The sequence below is a fragment of the Micromonospora sp. NPDC002389 genome, from assembly GCF_040296095.1.
GTDB lineage: Bacteria > Actinomycetota > Actinomycetes > Mycobacteriales > Micromonosporaceae > Micromonospora.
Genome location: NZ_JBEOWP010000009.1, coordinates 91148 through 111083 on the forward strand (window position 1 = coordinate 91148; position 19936 = coordinate 111083).

Annotated in this window: 14 protein-coding genes; 4 read left to right on the forward strand and 10 right to left on the reverse strand. The window is 71.7% G+C overall.

The annotated features are described in order from the left end of the window. Complete coding sequence (locus tag ABT008_RS18655; protein ID WP_131053678.1) at positions 1-648, reverse strand: histidine phosphatase family protein; 648 nt, start codon at positions 646-648, stop codon at positions 1-3. Between the two features lie 4 nt (positions 649-652). Further along, positions 653-1987, reverse strand: coding sequence for a glutamate-1-semialdehyde 2,1-aminomutase (gene hemL, locus ABT008_RS18660; RefSeq protein ID WP_350697476.1), 1335 nt, complete (start codon positions 1985-1987; stop codon positions 653-655). A gap of 139 nt (positions 1988-2126) precedes the next feature. On the opposite strand from hemL, the gene ABT008_RS18665 reads away from it, so the two are divergent. Next, positions 2127-2462, forward strand: a complete 336-nt coding sequence (locus tag ABT008_RS18665) for an STAS domain-containing protein (RefSeq protein ID WP_131053680.1) — start codon at positions 2127-2129, stop codon at positions 2460-2462. Positions 2463-2564: 102 nt separating this feature from the next. On the opposite strand, the gene ABT008_RS18670 is transcribed toward ABT008_RS18665, so the two are convergent. Beyond that, positions 2565-3125 carry a response regulator gene (locus ABT008_RS18670; protein ID WP_350697477.1) on the reverse strand — a complete coding sequence of 187 codons (561 nt, stop codon included), beginning with the start codon at positions 3123-3125 and terminating at the stop codon, positions 2565-2567. Further along, positions 3122-7492 (reverse strand): HAMP domain-containing protein, encoded by a 4371-nt coding sequence (locus ABT008_RS18675; RefSeq protein ID WP_350697478.1) that lies wholly within the window; start codon positions 7490-7492, stop codon positions 3122-3124. Before ABT008_RS18675 ends, ABT008_RS18670 begins: the two co-directional genes overlap by 4 nt. A gap of 168 nt (positions 7493-7660) precedes the next feature. Here ABT008_RS18675 and ABT008_RS18680 point away from each other — a divergent pair, with 168 nt between their 5' ends. Then, a complete protein-coding gene (locus ABT008_RS18680; RefSeq protein ID WP_502890453.1) occupies positions 7661-9715 on the forward strand; it encodes a SpoIIE family protein phosphatase in 2055 nt (684 codons plus the stop codon). Between the two features lie 131 nt (positions 9716-9846). On the opposite strand, the gene ABT008_RS18685 is transcribed toward ABT008_RS18680, so the two are convergent. Further along, positions 9847-11190 (reverse strand): FAD-binding oxidoreductase, encoded by a 1344-nt coding sequence (locus ABT008_RS18685; protein ID WP_350697480.1) that lies wholly within the window; start codon positions 11188-11190, stop codon positions 9847-9849. Between the two features lie 82 nt (positions 11191-11272). On the opposite strand from ABT008_RS18685, the gene ABT008_RS18690 reads away from it, so the two are divergent. Further along, positions 11273-13369, forward strand: a complete 2097-nt coding sequence (locus ABT008_RS18690) for a S9 family peptidase (RefSeq protein WP_350697481.1) — start codon at positions 11273-11275, stop codon at positions 13367-13369. 92 nt (positions 13370-13461) lie between these two features. Here ABT008_RS18690 and ABT008_RS18695 read toward each other — a convergent pair whose 3' ends face one another. From ABT008_RS18695 to ABT008_RS18715, 5 genes are all read right to left on the reverse strand, one after another. Further along, a complete protein-coding gene (locus tag ABT008_RS18695; protein WP_350697482.1) occupies positions 13462-15531 on the reverse strand; it encodes a hypothetical protein in 2070 nt (689 codons plus the stop codon). A gap of 153 nt (positions 15532-15684) precedes the next feature. Further along, a complete protein-coding gene (locus ABT008_RS18700) occupies positions 15685-17208 on the reverse strand; it encodes an FtsX-like permease family protein (RefSeq protein WP_350697483.1) in 1524 nt (507 codons plus the stop codon). Then, positions 17205-17906: an ABC transporter ATP-binding protein gene (locus tag ABT008_RS18705; protein WP_350697484.1), complete on the reverse strand. Its 702-nt coding sequence runs from the start codon at positions 17904-17906 to the stop codon at positions 17205-17207. The genes ABT008_RS18700 and ABT008_RS18705 overlap by 4 nt, the downstream gene beginning before the upstream one ends. Further along, positions 17903-18439, reverse strand: a complete 537-nt coding sequence (locus tag ABT008_RS18710) for a PadR family transcriptional regulator (protein WP_350697485.1) — start codon at positions 18437-18439, stop codon at positions 17903-17905. The genes ABT008_RS18705 and ABT008_RS18710 overlap by 4 nt, the downstream gene beginning before the upstream one ends. 33 nt (positions 18440-18472) lie before the next feature. Continuing rightward, positions 18473-19039, reverse strand: a complete 567-nt coding sequence (locus ABT008_RS18715) for a TIGR03086 family metal-binding protein (protein ID WP_350697486.1) — start codon at positions 19037-19039, stop codon at positions 18473-18475. Between the two features lie 31 nt (positions 19040-19070). Between ABT008_RS18715 and ABT008_RS18720 the strand changes: the two genes are divergently transcribed. Further along, a complete protein-coding gene (locus tag ABT008_RS18720) occupies positions 19071-19904 on the forward strand; it encodes a DUF6597 domain-containing transcriptional factor (RefSeq protein ID WP_350697487.1) in 834 nt (277 codons plus the stop codon). Positions 19905-19936: the final 32 nt, after the last annotated feature.

Sequence of the window (19936 nt, forward strand, 5' to 3'; positions counted from 1 at the left end):
TCAGGCCCCCTTGGCCGTCCGCGCGGTCGGCGAGATCGCCACCAGGTGCGCGGCCGGCTCGGAGTAGCCGATTCCGACGATCTTGGCGCCGTCGAAGTGGAACGTGGTCAGCGAGGCCAGCCCGCACTGCCGACGTCGCGGGTCGTGCCAGAGCCGCTTGCGCTCGACGTGCCGACGCAGCGTCCAGATCGGGAGCTGGTGCGAGACCAGGACGGCCTCCCGCCCCTCAGCGGCGACCCGGGCGGCGTGCAGCGCGGCGAACATCCGCTCGGCGATCACCCGGTACGCCTCCCCCCATGAGGGGGTCACCGGGTCGCGCAGCACCCACCAGTTGCGCGGGTCACGGAAGGAGCCGTCACCGGGTGAGACCTTCTTGCCCTCGAACCAGTTGGCGCTCTCGATGAGCCGTTCGTCGACTCCGACGGGGAGCCCGAACTGGGCGGCGATCGGTTCGGCGGTCTGCTGGGCCCGTTCCAGGGGGCTGGCCACCACGTGCACGACCTCGCGTTCGGCGAGCCCCTGCGCGGCGGCCTTGGCCATCTGGACACCCAGCTCACTGAGGCGGAACCCGGGCAGCCGGCCGTAGAGGATGCCGTCCGGGTTGTACACCTCGCCGTGCCGAAGCACGTGGACCACCGTCTTGCTCACTGTGCTACACCCCTGTCGTCGCTGCCGCCGCGTTGGCCGCCACCGGCAGGGCGGCGGCGATCTGTTCCAGGGCGGCGTCGTCGATCGCCGCCGACACGAACCAGGACTCGAACGCGCTCGGCGGCAGGTAGACCCCGGCCGCGAGCATCGCGTGGAAGAACGCCTTGAACGCGGGCACCTGCTGGGTGCGGGCGCTGTCGTAGTCGACCACGTCGGCGTCCGTGAAGAAGATCGAGAACATGTTGCCCGCGTACGACAGCCGGTGCGGCACCCCGGCGGCGGCCAGTGCGTCGGCGGCGAGCTTGCCCACCACGGCGGCGGTGTCGTCCAGCCGGCGGTACAGCGCCTCGTCGGCCAGCCGCAGCGTGGTCAGACCGGCGGCGCAGGCCAGCGGGTTACCGGAGAGGGTGCCGGCCTGGTAGACCGGCCCGGCCGGAGCCAGTCGCGACATGATCTCCGCGCGCCCGCCGAACGCCGCCGCAGGCAGCCCACCACCCATGACCTTGCCGTACGTCCACAGGTCCGCGTCGACCGGATCGAGGCCGTACCAGCCGGAGCGGGAGACCCGGAACCCGGTCATCACCTCGTCGACGATGAGCAGCGCGCCGTTGGCGTGTGCGATCCGCGCCAGCTGGCCGTTGAAGTCGTCCCGGGGTGCCACCACACCCATGTTGCCCGGCGCCGCCTCGGTGATCACGGCGGCGATGTGCTCGCCCTCGGCGGCGAACGCCTCCTGCACCGCAGCGAGGTCGTTGTACGGCAGCACGATCGTCTCGCTCGCCGCCGCGCCGGTCACACCGGGCGAGTCGGGCAGCCCGAGGGTGGCCACGCCGGAGCCGGCCGCAGCCAGCAGCGCGTCCACGTGCCCGTGGTAGCAACCGGCGAACTTGATGATCTTGGAGCGTCCGGTGTACCCCCGGGCCAGCCGGATCGCCGACATGGTCGCCTCGGTGCCCGAGTTGACCAGGCGTACCTGCTCGACCGGCGTCCGCGCGACGATCTCGGCGGCCAGGTCGACCTCGCCCGGGGTGGGGGTGCCGAAGCTGGTGCCCTGCGCGGCGGCGGCCTGCACGGCCGCGACCACCTCGGGATGGGCGTGGCCGAGGATCAGCGGGCCCCAGGAGCAGACCAGGTCGACGTAGCGTCGCCCGTCCGCGTCGTGGAGCCACGGTCCCTCGCCACGGACCATGAAGCGTGGTGTGCCGCCGACCGCTCGGAAGGCGCGCACGGGGGAGTTCACCCCGCCCGGCACGATGGCGCGGGCGCGGTCGAACAGGGCCTCTGAGGCCGGCGCGTCGACCGGATAGCGGTCGGTTCCGGCGGGAAACACCTCGGTCACGATGCCGCCATTGTGTCAGCGCCCGGCTGCGGATCGGCAGGCACCCCGGATCAGGGTTATCCGGCTCACCTGCGGCACGCTGGGCGGAGGCGGTTCGCCTCGACAGGCCGGGTGCCCGAGATCGCGATAGGCTGACCCGGTGGATCGTGCCGAACTGTCCATCACCGTACACCGGACTGGCGACGAAGCGGTGCTTCGCCTAGCCGGTGAGATCGACATGCTCACGGCCGCCCAGCTGTCGACCGTCGTCAACGAAGTGCTCACCGAACCCCCGCCTCGGATCGTGCTCGATCTCGGCGGGGTCACCTTCTGCGACTCGCAGGGGTTGGGGACGCTCGTGGTCCTCAGCCGCAAGGCCAGCCACGCGCAGAGCCTGCTCCTGCTGACCAACGTGGGCGAGTTCCTGATACGCGTACTGGACATCACGGGCCTGCGTAGCGCCCTGATGATCCGGAACGACGCCCCCACCAGCTAAGACAACGCTCAACCCGGTCCCGACCACGGGCCGCCGGGTCGATCGTGACGTCGCCGGGGACCACCGGGCGGCCGTCCACGGCGACGTCACGATCGGGCGGTGTCAGGGGGTGGTGCCCCAGCGGGCCTGCTCCAGCAGGGCCACCGCCCGCGAGACGGCGTCCGGGTCCTTGTCCGCGCTCCGCAGCAGGGTGCTCGCCTCGTCCACCGCGTCGGTCAGCAGCCGCCACTGGGCGTCGCGCTCCCGCACCATCTCGGACTGCGCGGCCAACTGCCGGGTCTTCGTCCACAGCTCCACGAAGACCGAGACCTTGGCCCGCAGCACCCACGGGTCGAAGGGCTTGGTCAGGTAGTCCACCGCGCCGACCGCGTAGCCGCGCAACGCCAGTTGGGCGTCCCGGTCCGCGGCGGTCAGGAAGATGATGGGTACGTGCCGGGTCCGTTCCCGCCGCTTGATGTGACTGGCCGTCTCGAAGCCGTCCATGTCCGGCATCTGGGCGTCCAGCAGGATCACCGCGAAGTCGTCCACCAGAAGCTGCTTCAGCGCCGCCTCGCCGCTCTCCACCGCGACCGTCTGCACCGGCAGGCCCTGGAGGATCGCCTCCAGGGCCATCAGGTTCTCCCGGCGGTCATCGACCAGCAGCGCCTTCGCCACCTGCGTCACGAGCCCTCCTCGGTGCGGCTGCCACTGATCGAGCTGGTCATCAGTTCGATCAGCTCGTCCAGGTCGACCGGCTTGGTGATGTAGTCGCTGGCCCCGGCCGCGATCGCCGACTCCCGGTCACCGGGCATCGCCTTGGCGGTCAGGAAGACGATCGGCAGGTCCACGAAGCGGTGGTTCCGACGGATCTGCCGGGTCGTCTCGTACCCGTCCTGGTCGGGCATCATCGCGTCCATCAGGACGATGTCCACCTCCGGGTGCTCCGCCAACAGGCGCACCCCGTCGGTGCCGTTGTCGGCGTACAGGACGGTCATGCCGTGCAGTTCGAGCGCGCTGGTCAGGGCGAAGACGTTGCGGACGTCGTCGTCGACGATCAGCACGGTCGCACCGTCGAGCTGCCGGGTCTTGGGTGCCTCCGGCCGCTGCGGCAGCAGCTCCACCGGCGGCATCAGCAGCGACGACGGCAGGCCGGCCCGCTGTGGCGAGGGTGGCGACGGCGCCACCACCGCGTCCGGCGCCAGCACGTCGGGCAGGTACAGCGTGAACGTCGAGCCCTGGCCCGGTGCGGAGGTGACGGTGATCGTGCCGCCGATCAGGCGGGCCAGGTCCCGGCTGATCGACAGCCCCAGACCGGTGCCGCCGTAGCGACGGCTGGTGGTGCCGTCCGCCTGCTGGAACGCCTCGAAGATCAGCGAGAGCTTGTCGTCGGAGATGCCGATGCCGGTGTCGATCACCGTGAACGCGAGCACCTGCCGGGCGTTGGTCAGCGCCGGTACGTCGAACACCGCGTGCTCCGGGGCACGCGCGATGCGAAGCGTCACCGCACCGTTGTCGGTGAACTTGACCGCGTTCGAGAGCAGGTTGCGCAGGATCTGCTGGAGCCGCTGGGCGTCGGTGACCACCGCCGCGGGCAGGTCCTTGCCGACGCGTACCTGGAAGTCCAGGCCCTTCTCGTCGGCCTGCGGCGCGAACGCCTGCTCCACGTAGTTGCGGATCTCCGCGAACCGGATCTCGGTCGGCTCCACGTCCATCCGGCCCGCCTCGATCTTCGACAGGTCGAGGATGTCGTCGATCAGCGAGAGCAGGTCGGACCCGGCCCCGTGGATGGTCCGGGCGAACTCGATCTGCTTGGGGCTGAGGTTCTGCTCCGAGTTCTCGGCGAGCAGCCGGGCCAGCAGCAGCAGCGAGTTCAGCGGCGTACGCAGCTCGTGGCTCATGTTCGCCAGGAACTCCGACTTGTACGCCGAGGCCCGGGTGAGCTGCTGTGCCTTCTCCTCCAGACCGAGCCGGGCCAGTTCGATCTCCCGGTTCTTGGTCTCGATGTTGCCCTTCTGCTCGGAGAGCAGCGTCGCCTTCTCCTCCAGCTCGGCGTTGGTGCGCTGCAACTCCGCCGACTGCTCCTGCAACTCGTGGGCCAGCCGCTGCGACTGGGCCAGCAACTCCTCGGTACGCCGGTTCGCCTGGATGGTGTTGACCGCGATGCCGATGGTGGAGACCAGCCGCTCCAGGAACGCCAGGTGCAGTTCGGAGAAGGGGGTGACGGTGGCGAACTCGATCACGCCGAGCAGTTCGCCCTCGAAGAGGACGGGCAGCACGACCAGGTCGGCCGGCGGAGTGTCGGCCAGACCGGAGCGGAGCGTGATGCGGCCGTCCGGCACCGCGCCGACCCGGATCGTGCGCCGGGAGATCGCCGCCTGACCGACGAGTCCCTCACCGGGCCCGAAGGTGACGTCGTGTCCCCGGGACACATAGCCGTACGAGGCGGTCAGCCGCAGCCGCATCACCCCTTCGGAGTTGTCCGCCAGGAAGAACGCGCCGAGCTGCGCGTCGACCAGCGGCGTCACCTCCTGCATGATCATGCGGCAGACCTCGCCGAGGTCGCGTTGGCCCTGCAACAGACCACCGATGCGGGCCAGGTTGGAGTCGAGCCAACCCTGCTCCGCGTTCTTGTGGGTGGTCTCCCGCAGGGTGACGATCATCTGGTTGATGTTGTCCTTGAGCTCGGCGACCTCGCCCTGTGCCTCGACGGTGATCCGCTGGGTCAGGTCGCCACGGGTCACCGAGGTGGAGACCCGGGCGATGGCGCGAAGCTGGGTGGTCAGCGTCGAGGCGAGCTGGTTGACGTTCTCGGTCAGGTCCCGCCAGGTGCCGGAGACCCCCTTCACCTGCGCCTGACCGCCGAGCTTGCCCTCGCTGCCGACCTCGCGGGCCACCCGCGTGACCTCGTCGGCGAACGACGAGAGCTGATCCACCATCGTGTTGACCGTCGACTTCAACTCCAGGATCTCGCCCTGCGCGTCGACCGTGATCTTCTGCGACAGGTCGCCCTTGGCCACCGCCGTCGTCACCGACGCGATGTTCCGCACCTGACCCGTCAGGTTCGACGCCATCGAGTTCACGTTGTCCGTCAGATCCCGCCAGGTGCCCGAAACGCCCTTCACCTCGGCCTGACCGCCGAGCTTGCCCTCCGTACCCACCTCACGGGCCACCCGCGTGACCTCGTCAGCGAACGACGACAACTGGTCGACCATCGTGTTGACGGTCGACTTCAACTCCAGGATCTCGCCCTGCGCGTCGACCGTGATCTTCTGCGACAGGTCGCCCTTGGCGACGGCGGTGGAGACCTGGGCGATGTTGCGGACCTGGGCGGTCAGGTTGGACGCCATCGAGTTGACGTTGTCGGTGAGGTCGCGCCAGGTGCCGGCGACGCCCTTCACCTGCGCCTGACCGCCGAGCTTGCCCTCGGTGCCCACCTCACGGGCCACCCGGGTGACCTCGTCGGCGAACGACGACAACTGGTCGACCATCGTGTTCACGGTCGACTTCAACTCCAGGATCTCGCCCCGGGCATCCACCGTGATCTTCTGCGACAGGTCACCCTTGGCCACCGCCGTCGTCACCGACGCGATGTTCCGCACCTGACCCGTCAGGTTCGACGCCATCGAGTTCACGTTGTCCGTCAGATCCCGCCAGGTGCCCGATACACCCTTCACCTCGGCCTGACCGCCGAGCTTGCCCTCCGTACCCACCTCACGGGCCACCCGCGTGACCTCGTCGGCAAACGACGACAACTGATCCACCATCGTGTTGACCGTCGACTTCAACTCCAGGATCTCGCCCCGAGCATCCACCGTGATCTTCTGCGACAGGTCACCCTTGGCCACCGCCGTGGACACCTGCGAGATGTTGCGGACCTGGCTGGTCAGGTTGCCGGCGAGCTGGTTGACGTTCTCGGTCAGGTCGCGCCAGGTGCCGGAGACACCGCGTACCTGGGCCTGACCGCCGAGCTTGCCCTCCGTACCCACCTCACGGGCCACCCGGGTCACCTCGTCGGCGAACGACGAGAGCTGGTCGACCATCGTGTTGACGGTGTCCTTGAGTTCCAGGATCTCGCCCTGGGCGGCCACCGTGATCTTCTGCGACAGGTCGCCCCGGGCCACCGCCGTGGAGACCTGGGCGATGTTGCGGACCTGGGCGGTCAGGTTCGATGCCATCGAGTTGACGCTGTCGGTCAGGTCCTTCCAGGTGCCGGCCACGCCGGGCACCTCCGCCTGACCGCCGAGCTTGCCCTCGGTGCCCACCTCGCGGGCCACCCGGGTCACCTGCTCGGCGAAGAGGCGCAGCGTGTCGGTCAGCGAGTTCATCGTGTCGGCCAGCGCCGCCACCTCGCCGCGCGCGCTGACCGTGATCTTCTGCGACAGGTCGCCCTTCGCCACCGCCGTCGCGACCTGGGAGATCGACCGCACCTGGCCGGTCAGGTTCGAGGCCATGGTGTTCACCGAGTCGGTGAGGTCCTTCCAGGTGCCGGCCACCCCGCGTACGTCGGCCTGTCCGCCGAGCTTGCCCTCGGTGCCCACCTCCCGGGCGACCCGGGTCACCTCGTTGGAGAAGGACGAGAGCTGGTCGACCATGGTGTTGACCGTGCGGCCGATGCGCAGGTACTCACCGCGCAGTGGGCGACCGTCGATCTCCAGCGCCATGTGCTGGGAGAGGTCACCGTCGGCGACCGCCACGATGACCCGGGCGATCTCGGTGGTGGGTCGACCCAGGTCGTCGATCAACGAGTTGACCGCGCGCTGCCCCTCCGCCCAGGAGCCGTCCAGCCCCTCCTCGTCCAGGCGTTCGGTCAGCCGACCGTCGCGACCCACGACCCGGCTGATCCGGCGCAGGTCCAGATGCTGCCGCTCCTGGAGCGACACCACGTCGTTGAAGGCGTCGGCCACCTCGCCGGCCGCTCCCGAACGTCGGGGCAGCCTGACCTTGAGATCGCCACCGCGGACCCGTCGCAGCGCCTCGGCCAGCTCGGTGAGGACCGCCTCGTGGTCGGCGGCGGAGGTGTCCGCGATCGCCGACTGTTTCGCCGTGGTCATCATTCCTCGCACTCGCATCGGGGTACACCGGCTCGCGCCGGCCACCCCATCATTGTCCCCGTGACCTCGAAACCGCCACGGCGCACCGCCGTCCGTATTCCGGACCCGACCGGTGATCGGCTTGGCACGAGGCGGGTGCCGGGGCAGGATACGAGGGTGTCAGCGGCGGTGGGGCCAACGACGGACGGGGGCCCGGAGGAGCACGTCCGGCGGGTCCGGCTGCCCGCCGACCGGCGTACGCCGGCCGCCGCGCGGGCCGTCGTCCGGTCCGTACTGGCCGAGGCGAACCTGGACGGACTTCTCAACGAGGCGCTCCTGCTCACCACGGAGCTGTCCACCAACGCGGTCGAGCACGCCCGCACCGAACTCGACATCGAGGTCAGCGCGGACTCGTCCGGGTTGACCGTGACCGTGTCGGATTTCGCCTCCGGGCCGGTCGACGAGCTGACCGTCGGCGTCCGGAACGTGGCGACCGACATCACAGAGGTCGCCGAGCGCGGGCGGGGCCTGCTGCTGGTCGACCACTTCGCCAGCCGTTGGGGCACCACCTACCTGCCCAGCGGCAAGGGCGTGTGGTTCCGGTTGGAGCGCGACGGGCCGCAGCTCGCCCCCCGCCCGGACGACTTCGCCCCGCCGACCGGCCGTTCGGACGGCGCCCACTCCTCCGTGCCGAGCGCCGGGGCGATGAGCGCCCTGATGCAGCCCACCCCCGACCCGTACGCGGACGATCCGCTGCCGGACTTCGCCACCAGCCTGCTGACCCGGGTGGCGGAGATGGTCGGCGCGGCCGGCGGGATGGTGCGCCTGGACCGGGGTGACGGGCACGGCCCACAGGTGATCGCCCGGTACGGTCGGCAGCCCCGCCCCGGCAACGACCTGCTCCGGGTGCCGCTGGCGGTGCACCGCCCGTACGCCGGGGAGCTGGAACTCGACGCGGCGCCCACCGCGTACGCCCGGCCGTTGGCCCTGCTGACCGCCGAGCGACTGTCGCTGCACCTGGAGAACGACCGGCTGCGCCGCGCCGACGTCCGGCGGCAGGCCTGGCTGACCTTCCTCGCCGAGGCCAGTGAGCTGCTCGCCCAGTCCCTGGACGTGGAGCTGACCATGGCGCTCGTCCCGCAGCTCGTGGTGCCCCGGCTCGGCCAGTGGTGTGCCGTGCACACCACCGACGAGTGGGGTCGACTCAAGCTGGCCGCAGCCAGTCACGCCGACGAGTCGATGCTGCCGCAGTTGCACGCCACGCTGCGCGAGGCGGGACCGGACTCGGTCCAGGCCCGGCTACGCGAGGCGAGCCGCAACGGCACCCAGACCCCACTCGGCGCGCCGATGGAGGGCTTCGCCGTGCCGCTGATCGCCCGGGGTCAGCGCCTCGGCACGCTGGCCGTCGGTCGACACCAGCGGCACCGGCACGATCCAGACGAGATCGCGGTGCTGGAGGACGTGGCCCGGCGTGCCGCCCTGGCGATCGAGAACGCCCGCATCCACGCCGAGCGTCGCCGGGTGGCGCAGACGTTGCAGCAGTCGCTGCTGCCGCCGGTCCTGCCGGTGGTGGAGGGCATCGGCTTCGCCGCCGAGTACGTGCCGACCGGCGACGACGCCGAGGTCGGCGGCGACTTCTACGACGTGGTGCCGATGCCGGACGGCCGTTGGCTGGTGGTGATCGGCGACGTCTCCGGCAAGGGAGTGCAGGCCGCGGCGGTCACCGGGCTGGTCCGGGACGTGATCCGGGTGCTGGCCGGGGACGGCAAGCCCCTGCCCGAGGTGCTGTCCCGGCTCAACGAGACGCTTGTCGAGCGGGGCGCCGGGCGGTATTGCACGCTGGCGCTGGCGGCGGTCGGACCGGGCGAGAACGGGCAGCTCGACGTGGGGCTGCACCTCGCCGGCCACGACCGGCCGGTGCTGGTACGCGCGGCGGGTGGCCCGGCCAGGTTCGTCGGCACCGGCGGCACCGCGCTCGGCCTGCTCGACACGATCACCTCGCCGACCCTGGACATCACCCTCGATCCCGGCGACTGCCTGGTCTTCTATACCGACGGGGTGACCGAGCGACGCCGGGGCCGGGAGTTGTTCGGCACCGGTCGGCTCCGGGACGCCGCCGCGCCGCTCGCCGGTTACTCGGCGGACGTGGTGGCGGCCCGGCTGCGCGCCACCGCGATCAACTTCTCGGTCGAGGCGCCCCGGGACGACATCGCCATCCTGGTCCTGCGCAACGACGCGGTCTGACCGCCGGAGCGGCTCGAAGCAGGACCTTCGGCACCACCTGAGCCGCGACGACGAGGCCGCCGGACCTCAGAGGCGCCGGGCTCAAGAGCCGCCGGACCTCAGAGGCCGCCGGGCTCAAGAGCCGCCGGGGCTCAGAGGCCGCCGGGGAGGCGGCCGGGGGCCAGCCGGTGACCCGGGTCGAGGTGCTGCTTGACGGCGCGCAACCGGGCCACGCCGGTCAGCTCGCCCCACAGGTCGACGGCCCGCCGGACGGCGGGCGGCGCGGAGAGCACCAGGCAGCGACCCCGTCGGGCGAGCAGCACGCTGCGCACCGCGACCAGGATCGACGCCACCCGGTCGGGGGCCATCGTGCCGGGCAGCGCGGCGTGCACCACGCCGAGGCCGGCGGAGCCACGGACCGGCACCGGCGAGCCGGCCGCGTCCCGCAACGCATAGACGGCGGCGTGCAGGTCGCTGATCGGCACCTCCAGCCGCAGCGCGGTGTCGCCGGGGGCGAACGGGTAGCTTCGCCACCAGGACGGTGCCGACCGGGCGACGGTGGCCCGGGAACCGAGCATCGACCGGAGCCGGTCGGCGCGCTCCGCCACGTCGGACGGCCCGCCTTCGAGCAGCACCACCAGCGAGCCGGCCCCCGCCGGGCCGGTCGACGGGCGTCCCGTCATGGACGGGTGGCGCGCCATCGACTCGGCCCGGGGGTCCCTCGGCCGGGGTCCCGCACCGGCCGGCAGGTCCACCTCGATGGCAGCCGGGTCGAGCCGGGCGGCGAGCACCGCCCGGACCAGGTCGTGCGCCTCCAGCGGCGTCCACACCGGGCGGGTCACCCAGACCCGGCTGGCCGGCAGGGATTGCACCCGCAGGGTGGCGCTGACCAGCACGCCGAGCGCGCCCTCCGACCCGCACAGCAGCCGGGCCTGGGCCAGCCCGGTCGCCCCGCCACCGGCCTCGGCCAGCTCGCCGTCGGCGGCCAGGTAACGCAGGCCGACGAGCTGGTCGCAGGCGGTGCCGTGCCGGTGTCGCAGCGGACCGGCCTCGTCTGCGGCGAGCACGCCGCCGACCGTGGCGCCGGGTGAGGGCGCGTCCATCGCGAGCCGCTGGCCGGTGCGTTCCAGACTGGCCTGCACCGCGCGCAGCGGCGTGCCGGCGCCGACCTCGGCGGTGCCCCGATCGGCGGACTGGTGACCGATGCCGGCGAGCCGACCGGTGTCGAGCATGATGTCGACCCGTGCCGGCACGGCACCCCAGTCGATCTTGGTGCCGGCGCCACGCGCCACCACCGTCAGATCGTGCCGCGCGGCGAGCCGCAGCACCTCGGCCGCCGCGTGGGCGCCACCGGGCACCGCGACCCAGCGGGCCGGTCGTCCGGCCACCTCGTCGGCCGGGCCGGCGAACCGGGCGAAGCGGGAGCCGCAGATGTCGGTGAGGCGACGGGCGATGTCGAGGGCACCGGACCCGCCGGTGGAACGCGCTGGCAGCATGGCTGCGATCGTACATGTGTTCGAACGACCGAGTGGGGATTTGCGCCGCCCGAGACGCCCGACCTGCCGGTAACGTGGCGCCGTGACCACCGAGACCCCCGTACCCGTAGCCAGGCAGGTGCCGAGCGACCGCGTCCACCACGGCGACACCGTCGTCGACGAGTACGCCTGGCTTGCCACCAAGGACGACCCTGAGACGATCGAGTACCTCAAGGCCGAGAACGCCTGGACCGAGACGCGTACGGCGCACCTCGCTGAGCTGCGCACGGAGCTGTTCGAGGAGATCCGCCGGCGTACCCAGGAGACCGACCTGTCGGTGCCGACCCGCAAGGGCGGGCACTGGTACTACTCCCGGACGGTCGAGGGCAAGCAGTACGGCGTGCACTGCCGCCGTGCGGTCCGCGACGGCGAGACCAGGCCGCCGATCAGCCCCGACGGTGCCCCGTTGGACGGCGAGGAGGTGCTGCTCGACGGCAACCTGCTCGCCGAGGGGCACGACTTCTTCTCGCTGGGTGCCTTCGACGTCAGCCCGGACGGCCGTTTCCTGGCCTTCTCGACCGACTTCTCCGGCAAGGAACGCTTCACCCTCCGGATCAAGGACCTCACCACCGGCGAGCTGCTGCCCGACCAGATCCCGGACACGTTCTACGGCACCGCCTGGGCGGCAGACGCCTCGGTGCTGTTCTACGTGACCGTGGACGACGCCTGGCGTCCGCACCGGGTCTGGCGGCACGTGCTCGGCACGGCCGCCGCCGACGACGTGGTGGTGCACTCCGAGGACGACGAGCGGTTCTGGGTCGGGGTCGAGCTGACCCGCTCGGAGCGGTTCATCCTGATCGACATCGCCAGCAAGATCACCAGCGAGGTACGCGTCATCCCGGCCGGCAACCCCACCGGCGAGCCGGCCGTGATCGCCCCCCGCCGGCAGGGCGTCGAGTACTCGGTGGAGCACCACGGGCACCGGTTCCTGATCCTGCACAACGACGGCGCGGAGGACTTCGCGCTGGCGTACACCTCGGCCGACGCCCCGGGCGACTGGGTGCCGCTGATCGCGCACTCCCCCGGCACCCGGCTGGAGTCCGTCGACGCCTTCGCCGACCACCTGGTCGTGACGCTGCGCGCCAACGGGCTGACCGGGTTGCGGGTGCTGCCGGTCGGCGGCGGCGACGGGCACGACATCGAGTTCCCGGAGCCGCTGCACACCGTCGGGCTGGACTCGAACCCGGAGTACCGCACCGGGCAGGTTCGGCTGCGCTACACCTCGCTGGTCACCCCGGACTCGGTGTACGACTACGACCTGGTGACCCGCGAGATGACGCTGCTGCGGCGGCGACCGGTGCTGCCCGGTCCGGACGGGCGGGAGTACCGCCCGGAGGACTACGAGCAGCACCGGGACTGGGCGCTGGCCGACGACGGCACCAAGGTGCCGATCTCGCTGGTCTGCCGCCGGGACACCCCGCGCGACGGCTCCGCGCCCTGCGTCATCTACGGGTACGGCTCGTACGAGGCCAGCATGGACCCCTGGTTCTCGGTCGGCCGACTGTCCCTGCTGGACCGTGGCGTGATCTTCGCGGTGGCCCACATCCGGGGCGGCGGCGAGCTCGGCCGGAGCTGGTACGAGCAGGGCAAGCTGCTGGCCAAGAAGAACACCTTCACCGATTTCGTGGCCTGTGCCCGGCACCTGGCCAAGGCGGGCTGGACGTCGTCGGACCGACTGCTCGCCCGGGGCGGCTCGGCCGGCGGGCTGCTGATGGGCGCGGTGGCCAACCTCGCGCCGGACGCGTTCACCGCGATCGTCGCGCAGGTGCCGTTCGTGGACGCGCTCAGCACGATCCTCGACCCGTCGCTGCCGCTGACCGTCACCGAGTGGGAGGAGTGGGGCAACCCGCTCGCCGACCCGGAGGTGTACGCGTACATGAAGTCGTACACCCCGTACGAGAACGTGGCCGACCGCGAGTATCCCGCGATCCTGGCGATGACCAGCCTCAACGACACCCGGGTGCTCTACCACGAGCCGGCCAAGTGGATCGCCCGGCTGCGGGCCGTCGCGCCGCAGGGTGAATACCTGCTCAAGACCGAGATGGAGGCGGGGCACGGCGGGCCCAGCGGACGCTACGACGCCTGGCGCGAGGAGGCGTTCGTCAACGCCTGGACCCTGGACCGACTCGGCCGCGCCTGACCGCCCGCCGGGGCGACACCCGATCCGCCACGGCGCCGGCAGCCCTTGTGCTGCCGGCGCCCTGGGACGGGATCGTCGCGAGTGCTCGGGCGTCAGCGGCGTACGGTGACCGCCGCGCTGGTGGACTTGCCGTCCGCGTACCCCGTCTTGCGGGCGATCACGGTGACGGTGAGTTTCTTGTTGCGCATCGAGGACGTCAGCTTCAACGTCTTGCCCGTCTTACCCTTGATCACCTTTCCGTTCAGCCGCCACTCGTAGCGGTAGGAATCCGCCTTCGGTGACCAGGTGCCGACGGAGGCGGTCACCTTCCGGCCGACCTTGGCCGTACCGGTGACCCGGGGCTTCTTCGTCGCCTTGGGCGCCTTGCCCTTGGCGATCGCGACGGTGGACTTCGAGGTGGCCGTGCCGTTGGGGTGACCGGCCCGGACCGCCGTCACGGTGACCGTGAGCTTCTTTCCGCGCAGGGCGGCGGGGATGGTGAACGATGCACCGGTGGCACCCTTGATCGCGACGCCGTTCGCCGCCCACTGGTACCGGTACGACGTCGGGCTGGGCGTCCAGGTCCCGGTGCCGGCCTTCACGACGCTGCCCACGGCGACCGTTCCGGTGATCGTCGGCGGCTTCGTCGCCTTCGGCGGGGGCGGAGCGGTGATCTGCAGCGTGACCGGCATCGTCACCGAGTACCCGAGCTCGTCGTGCGGGGTCAGCGTCACCGTCGCGGGGCCGGTGGCCGCACCGGCCAGGTCTACGGAGGCCAACATCCGTACACGCTGCCCGTTCACCTGGTGGACCTGCGCCCGCACCGGCTTCCCACCGGCCGGCGTGACCTCGACGACGTCGTCCTTCTGCAGGTCGAAGCCCGTCAGCTCCAGCGTGTGCACTCCGCCGGTGACCACCGAGGGAGGATCCACGTAGCTGAGGGAGACCGGGCGGTGCGCGATCCGGAACCGGTGTTCGGTGACCGACGAGGTGGCGCCTGCCGCCGTCGCACTCCAGGCGAGCAGTTCGTAGTCGCCGACCCCGGGTGGCGTCCAGGAGAGGGTGGCCGTTCCGTCCGGACCGGCCGGGAGGGTGGTCACCAGACCTTCGTTGATCCGGTAACGGAACGCGGTCGTACCCGGCATACCGGCGGTGAAGGTGAAGGAGCCGGGCCACACCCGGCCGACGCCGTCGGCCGGGAACCCGGTCGAGGTGACCGGGGGGCGGTTGGAGACCGACCAGAGGTGAGTGGCGGTACTCGTCTGCACACCGGCGGCGTCCCGGGCATAGACGGTGATGAAGTGGGTGCCCTTGACGGTGGGCAGGAGCTGGAAGGTGGCGCTGCCGTCGGCCCCGGGCGTCAGGGTCTGGCGGCTCGCCGCGTCGGAGTTGACGGTGACCACGTACTCGACCGGGTTCGCCATCCGGGTACGAACGGTGAAGGTGGCGGGTTCCACCCAGCCCACGCCGGGGGTACGCGACACGGTCGGCGTCGCACCGTCGACGCTGTACCCGATGCGGCGGGACGCGGAGATCGTCCCGTCGGCGCTCACACTCTGGACCAGCAGGGATCTGATCTCGTGGTGCGCGGCCGTCCAGGTGAGATCCGCGGTCCCGTCCGGGCGCGCGGCCACACTACCCGCGCCGAGCGTCTGCATCCGCGTGTCGCGCAACTCGTACGTGTAGGACACCACATCCGGCGCCCCCGGCCGCAGGCGTACCGTGCGTGATTCGCCGACCACCAGTTTCGTCCCGTCCTCGCCCGGATCGGCGAGCCGTGGACCGTTGTCCACATCGAACGTGTAGGCCGTCTCGGCCAGTGGCGTACCGTCGGCGATCACGTCCCGGACGTACAGCGTCTGCCTGCCCGCGCGGTCCGGGGTGATCGACGCGCTTCCCTGGCGTGCGGCGACCGGGACGGTGCCGGAGGGACCGTCCTCACCGAGCCGCCAGGCGAACCCCACCGTGTCGGTGCGCCACGAGAGGAACGTGAACCGGCCTGCCACCCCGACGTTGTAGTCGAGGTTGGGTGGGTTGTAGTAGACCGGATACGCGGACGAACTCACCGCCGGTGGACGTGTGCTCTGCTCGGATTGCAGGTTGGCGTCGGCCGCGAGGGCCGGCGCGGACATCGGTACGGCGGCACCGACGGCGCTGAGTGCCGTCACGGTCAGCAGCGCCACGATCCGTCGAATTGAGCGCGAGCGGGTAAGCATTCTGTCCCCCATGGACCGACCGGGTGATCATCACCGGTGGGAGAGTGAGAATGGCAGATGTCACCCCGCCAGGCAAGGCGGAAGTGCCTAGGACGCCGGCACCACCTGGCCGCCCGCGTCTCAGGTGGCGCGCAGTTCCTCCATCGCCGTGTTGGCCCGCAGGAACAGCATCCCCAGCCCGACCGTGACCAGCACCGCGAGCAGCGCGCCGCCACCGACCAGGGCGAGCTGTTCGAGCGGTACGTCCGGCGTGCGCATCACGCGTTCGAGCGCGACGAACTCGACGTGGTACGGGCGGGTGGCCGGATCCTGGCACAGCTCCACAGCGGCCCGGCACACCTCCTGGGTGTAGCCGCCGCTGACCACGTCGCCGGTGAACAGTCGCCCGATCGCGTACCCGACGCCGACCGCGAGCAACACGGCCGGCACCACCGGTGCCAGCACCTGGATGAGGATCGAGGTGCCGATGGTGGCCCGGGGCACCCCGGTGGCCACCAGCGCGGCGTACGCCCGACGACGGGAGACGATGCCCTCCACCAGCGTGACCAGCAGACCCGCCGTGGCGATGGCGACCGCCACGAGGACGGCCAGGTCGATCAGGTCCATGGTGTTCAGATAGAAAGACCGATCGTCGCTGACCGGGCCGCCGAATCCGGCCGCCTGGTTCTCCTCCCGTTCGATCCGCTGCATGAGCTGGAAGTAGGCACGGAACCCCGCCGCACCGGCACCGATGAGAACGCTGGCCAGCAGCGCCGCGAAGGTCCGGCTGCTGCTCCACGGGTCGTCGGTCAACCGGCGGGCGGCCAGCAGTGTCGCCGGTCCTCGGGCGAGTCGGTGCAGCAGCCGCCCGGCGGCGTACGACAGCCATCCGGTGCCGAGCACCACCCCCGTCACGACGCCGAAGAGACCGAGGGTGAAGACGATCGCGATCCAGTCTGTGCCGACGCCTTCGAACGCCTTCCGCAGCGGTTCGGCCAACGCGGCCCCCAGCAGCCCACCGCCGATCAGCAGCGCCGGCCAGGGCCGGGGTGACCGGGTCCGGCCGGCCCGCCGGAACACGCCCAACGGCGTGGTGGTGACCCGGCGCAGCAGCAGCGCGGTGCCCGCCGCCGCGAGCACCGGCAGTCCCAGCGTCACCGCCGCGATCGCCGGCACGGAGGGCAGGACGTCGGTGGGCAGGGCGAGCTGACCGTGGGCGTCCGGACGGTGCAGCAGCTCCCGCGCGCCGAGGTACACCGCCAGTCCGACCAGCGTCCCGACCAGCGCGGCGAGGCCGGTCTCCAGCATCGCGACCCGGGTGACCTGGCCGGGGGTCGCGCCGGCCAGGCGCAGGGCGGCCAGGCGGCGGTCCCGTGCCGGGGCGCCGAGCCGCGCACTCTGCCCGGCCAAGGCCAGCACGGGTACGGCCAGCAGCAGCAACGCGAAGGCGGTGCCGCCGCGCAGCCCCGGCTCGCGCAGCAGCGCGTTCGCGTACTGCTGGGACTGCTCCCAGTCGTGGCCGGGCGGCTTCTCGATGGCCAGCACCGTCATCGCCGCCAGCCCGGCGAGCGCGGCCAGGGTGGCGCTCAGCGCGGTCAGGACCACCCGGGCGGCGTCGGTGCGGTTGCCGGCCAGGGCCAGCCGGGCCGACGTCCCCGGTCTCACCGTGCGCCGCCGGTCAGTGGTGCGTCCAGTCCCAGGCCGGTGTGGTCGATCACGCCGTCGCGCATCACGATCTCGCGGTCGGCGTACGCGGCGATCCGGGGCTCGTGGGTCACCAGCACCACCGCCGTGCCCTGCTCGCGGGTGAGCCGGACGAGTGCGGTGAGCACCTGCTCGCCGGTGAGCGAGTCCAGCGCCCCGGTCGGCTCGTCGGCGAAGAGCACCCGTGGCTCGGTGACCAGGGCGCGGGCGGTAGCGCAGCGCTGTTGCTGGCCGCCGGACATCTCACCCGGCCGCACGTCGGCGCAGTCCACCACGCCCAACCGGTCGAGCCAGGTGAGCGCCGCCGTCCGCGCTGCTCGCCGCCCCGTGCCGGCGAGCAGCAGCGGAAGCGCGACGTTCTCCGCCGCCGTCAGCTCCGGGACGAGCTGACCGAACTGGAACAACACCCCGAACTCGGTACGCCGCAGGCGCGACCGGGCCGCCTCGGACCAGCTGTCGATCCGGTGACCGCGCCAGGTCACCTCACCGGCGTCGGGCCGCAGGATGCCCGCCAGGCAGTGCAGCAGGGTGGACTTGCCGCAGCCGCTCGGCCCGGTCACCGCGACGATCTCGCCCTCGGCGACGTCGATGGTGAGGCCCCGCAGGGCGGGTGTCGGCCCGTACGACTTGACCAGCGCGCGTGCCTGAAGTTGCGTCACGAGTGCACCTCCCGGTGCCAGTCGGCGACCCGCTCCAGGGTGGTGCGCAGCCAGCGCAGGTCGGCGTCGAGATGGGCGATGGCGTAGTCGGCTGCCACGACGTCGTCGACGGTGGCCTCCGGTGCCGTCTTGAGCGCGGTCAGCTCGCGGAGCCGATCGGTGTGGGCCCGCCGCTGCGCGACGAGGTAACTCCGGGCCCGGTCCGCGTCGGCGTCCAGCAGCGCCACCACCACCTTGGCGAAGAGCGCGCTGTTGACGTGCGGCATGGGTGGCTCGACGGTGCCCAACCACTGGTCCAGTGCCGCCCGTCCCTCGTCGGTCAACGCGTAGGCGGTGCGGTCCGGCCCGGCGAGGCGTTCCTGTCCCGCCGGGACCACCAGGCCGTCCCGGAGCAGCCGGTTCAACGTCGCGTAGACCTGCCCGAACGCCAACGGGCGGGCCTGCGGCAACCGCTCGTCGTACGCGCGCTTTAGCTCGTACCCGTGCATGGTGCCGGTGGCGAGCAGCCCGAGCAGAACGTGCGACGTGGACACGACGCCCACTATTCACTCAGCGAATAGTACCCGTCAAGCGCTCCACGCCGAGTCCCGTCCGGTCGCGCCGAGCAGCCGGGACAGCTCCGGCAGGGCAGGGTCGGTGGTCACCTCCTCGGCGAAGACACCCATCTGGCGGCCCTGTGCGCCGAGCTGTGCGACCAACTCGCGCAACACCGGTAGCGCCTCCGGGGCCGCCTCATACGGCCGGCCGGTGGCGACCGCCAGGTCCCAACCGTGCACGGTGAGGTCGAGCAGCGCCATGCCACCGACCACCGGCTGCGGCATCCCCATCCCCGGCGAGACGCCCTCCTCGCTGGCCGGGTCCGACCAGGCCGCGACCAGTCGACGGGTCTCCGCCTCGAATCGGTCCCGCCAGCCCTCGCTCAGGTGATCGGGCTTGTCCGCGAAGGTGACCGGCTGCCGGGCGGCGAGCGCCTGGAAGGCCACCACGACGTCGTACAGATGGTTGAGCAGATCGCGGACGGCGTAGTCCCGGCAGGGCGTCGGCAGGTGCAGTTGGTCGTCCCGGACCGCCCGCACCACCGCCACCGTACGCGGCGCCGCCAGCGCCAGGAGATCGCTAGTCTGAGTCGCCATATGGGCAGCGTATGAGGGTGGTCTTGAAGAAATGCGACAGCTGCGCGGGGACAGCCGGGGCATTCTCGAACCGGCCGGGCTGATGCGGCGGGTCCGGTTCCGTCGGCACCTGCCCGCCGCACCGCTACAGCCCTGGGTCGAGCACTACTGGCTGGTCGACTGGGCTCTGACCGAGCCGTTCGAGCAGCGGGTGGTGGCGCACCCGGCGGTCAACGTGGTGTTCGCGCGCGAGGGTGACGGCCCGGAACGCGCCGAGGTGGCCGGCCCCGGCCTGGGCCTCTTCTCGACCACACTCGCCGGCACCGGACAGGTCTGCGGCATCCAGTTCCGGCCGGGCGGCTTCCACCCGTTCTGGCGTCGCCCGATGGTGGAGTTGACGGGCCGACGCCGGTCGTTCGCGGACCTGGCCGACCACTGGCCGCCGGCCGCCGCACCGAGCCCGGCGATCTGCGCCGGTACGGATGCCGCCCGCTGCCGCGCCCTGGACGACCTGCTGACCGGCTGGCAACCCCGGCCCGCCCCGGTCACCGACGAGGTGATGCGGCTGGCCGAGGCGATTCGGACCGACCGGAACGTACGGCGGGTCGACGGGTTCGCCCGCGACAACGGTCTCTCGGTCCGCCGACTGCAACGCCTCTTCCTCAGCCAGATCGGCGTCGGTCCGAAGTGGATGATCCGCCGCTACCGGCTGCACGAGGCGATCGAGCGGGCGGCCGGCAGCACACCCGACTGGGCCGCCCTCGCCGCCGAACTCGGCTACAGCGACCAGGCACACCTGATCCGCGACTTCACCGCCGTCACCGGTGTCTCTCCCGGCGCGTACGCCGACCAGGACCGCGCTCGGCACCCTGCACGGCGACACTGACCGCGTCGCCACTCGCGCCGACCAAGGCCCGC

Bases quoted from the DNA above. Each gene is read 5' to 3' on its own strand.
- ABT008_RS18685 (WP_350697480.1), bottom strand. From the start codon at position 11,190: ATGCTGCCAGCGCGTTCCACCGGCGGGTCCGGTGCCCTCGACATCGCC.
- ABT008_RS18675 (WP_350697478.1), bottom strand. From the start codon at position 7,492: ATGACCACGGCGAAACAGTCGGCGATCGCGGACACCTCCGCCGCCGAC.
- ABT008_RS18720 (WP_350697487.1), top strand. From the start codon at position 19,071: ATGCGACAGCTGCGCGGGGACAGCCGGGGCATTCTCGAACCGGCCGGG.
- ABT008_RS18715 (WP_350697486.1), bottom strand. From the start codon at position 19,039: ATGGCGACTCAGACTAGCGATCTCCTGGCGCTGGCGGCGCCGCGTACG.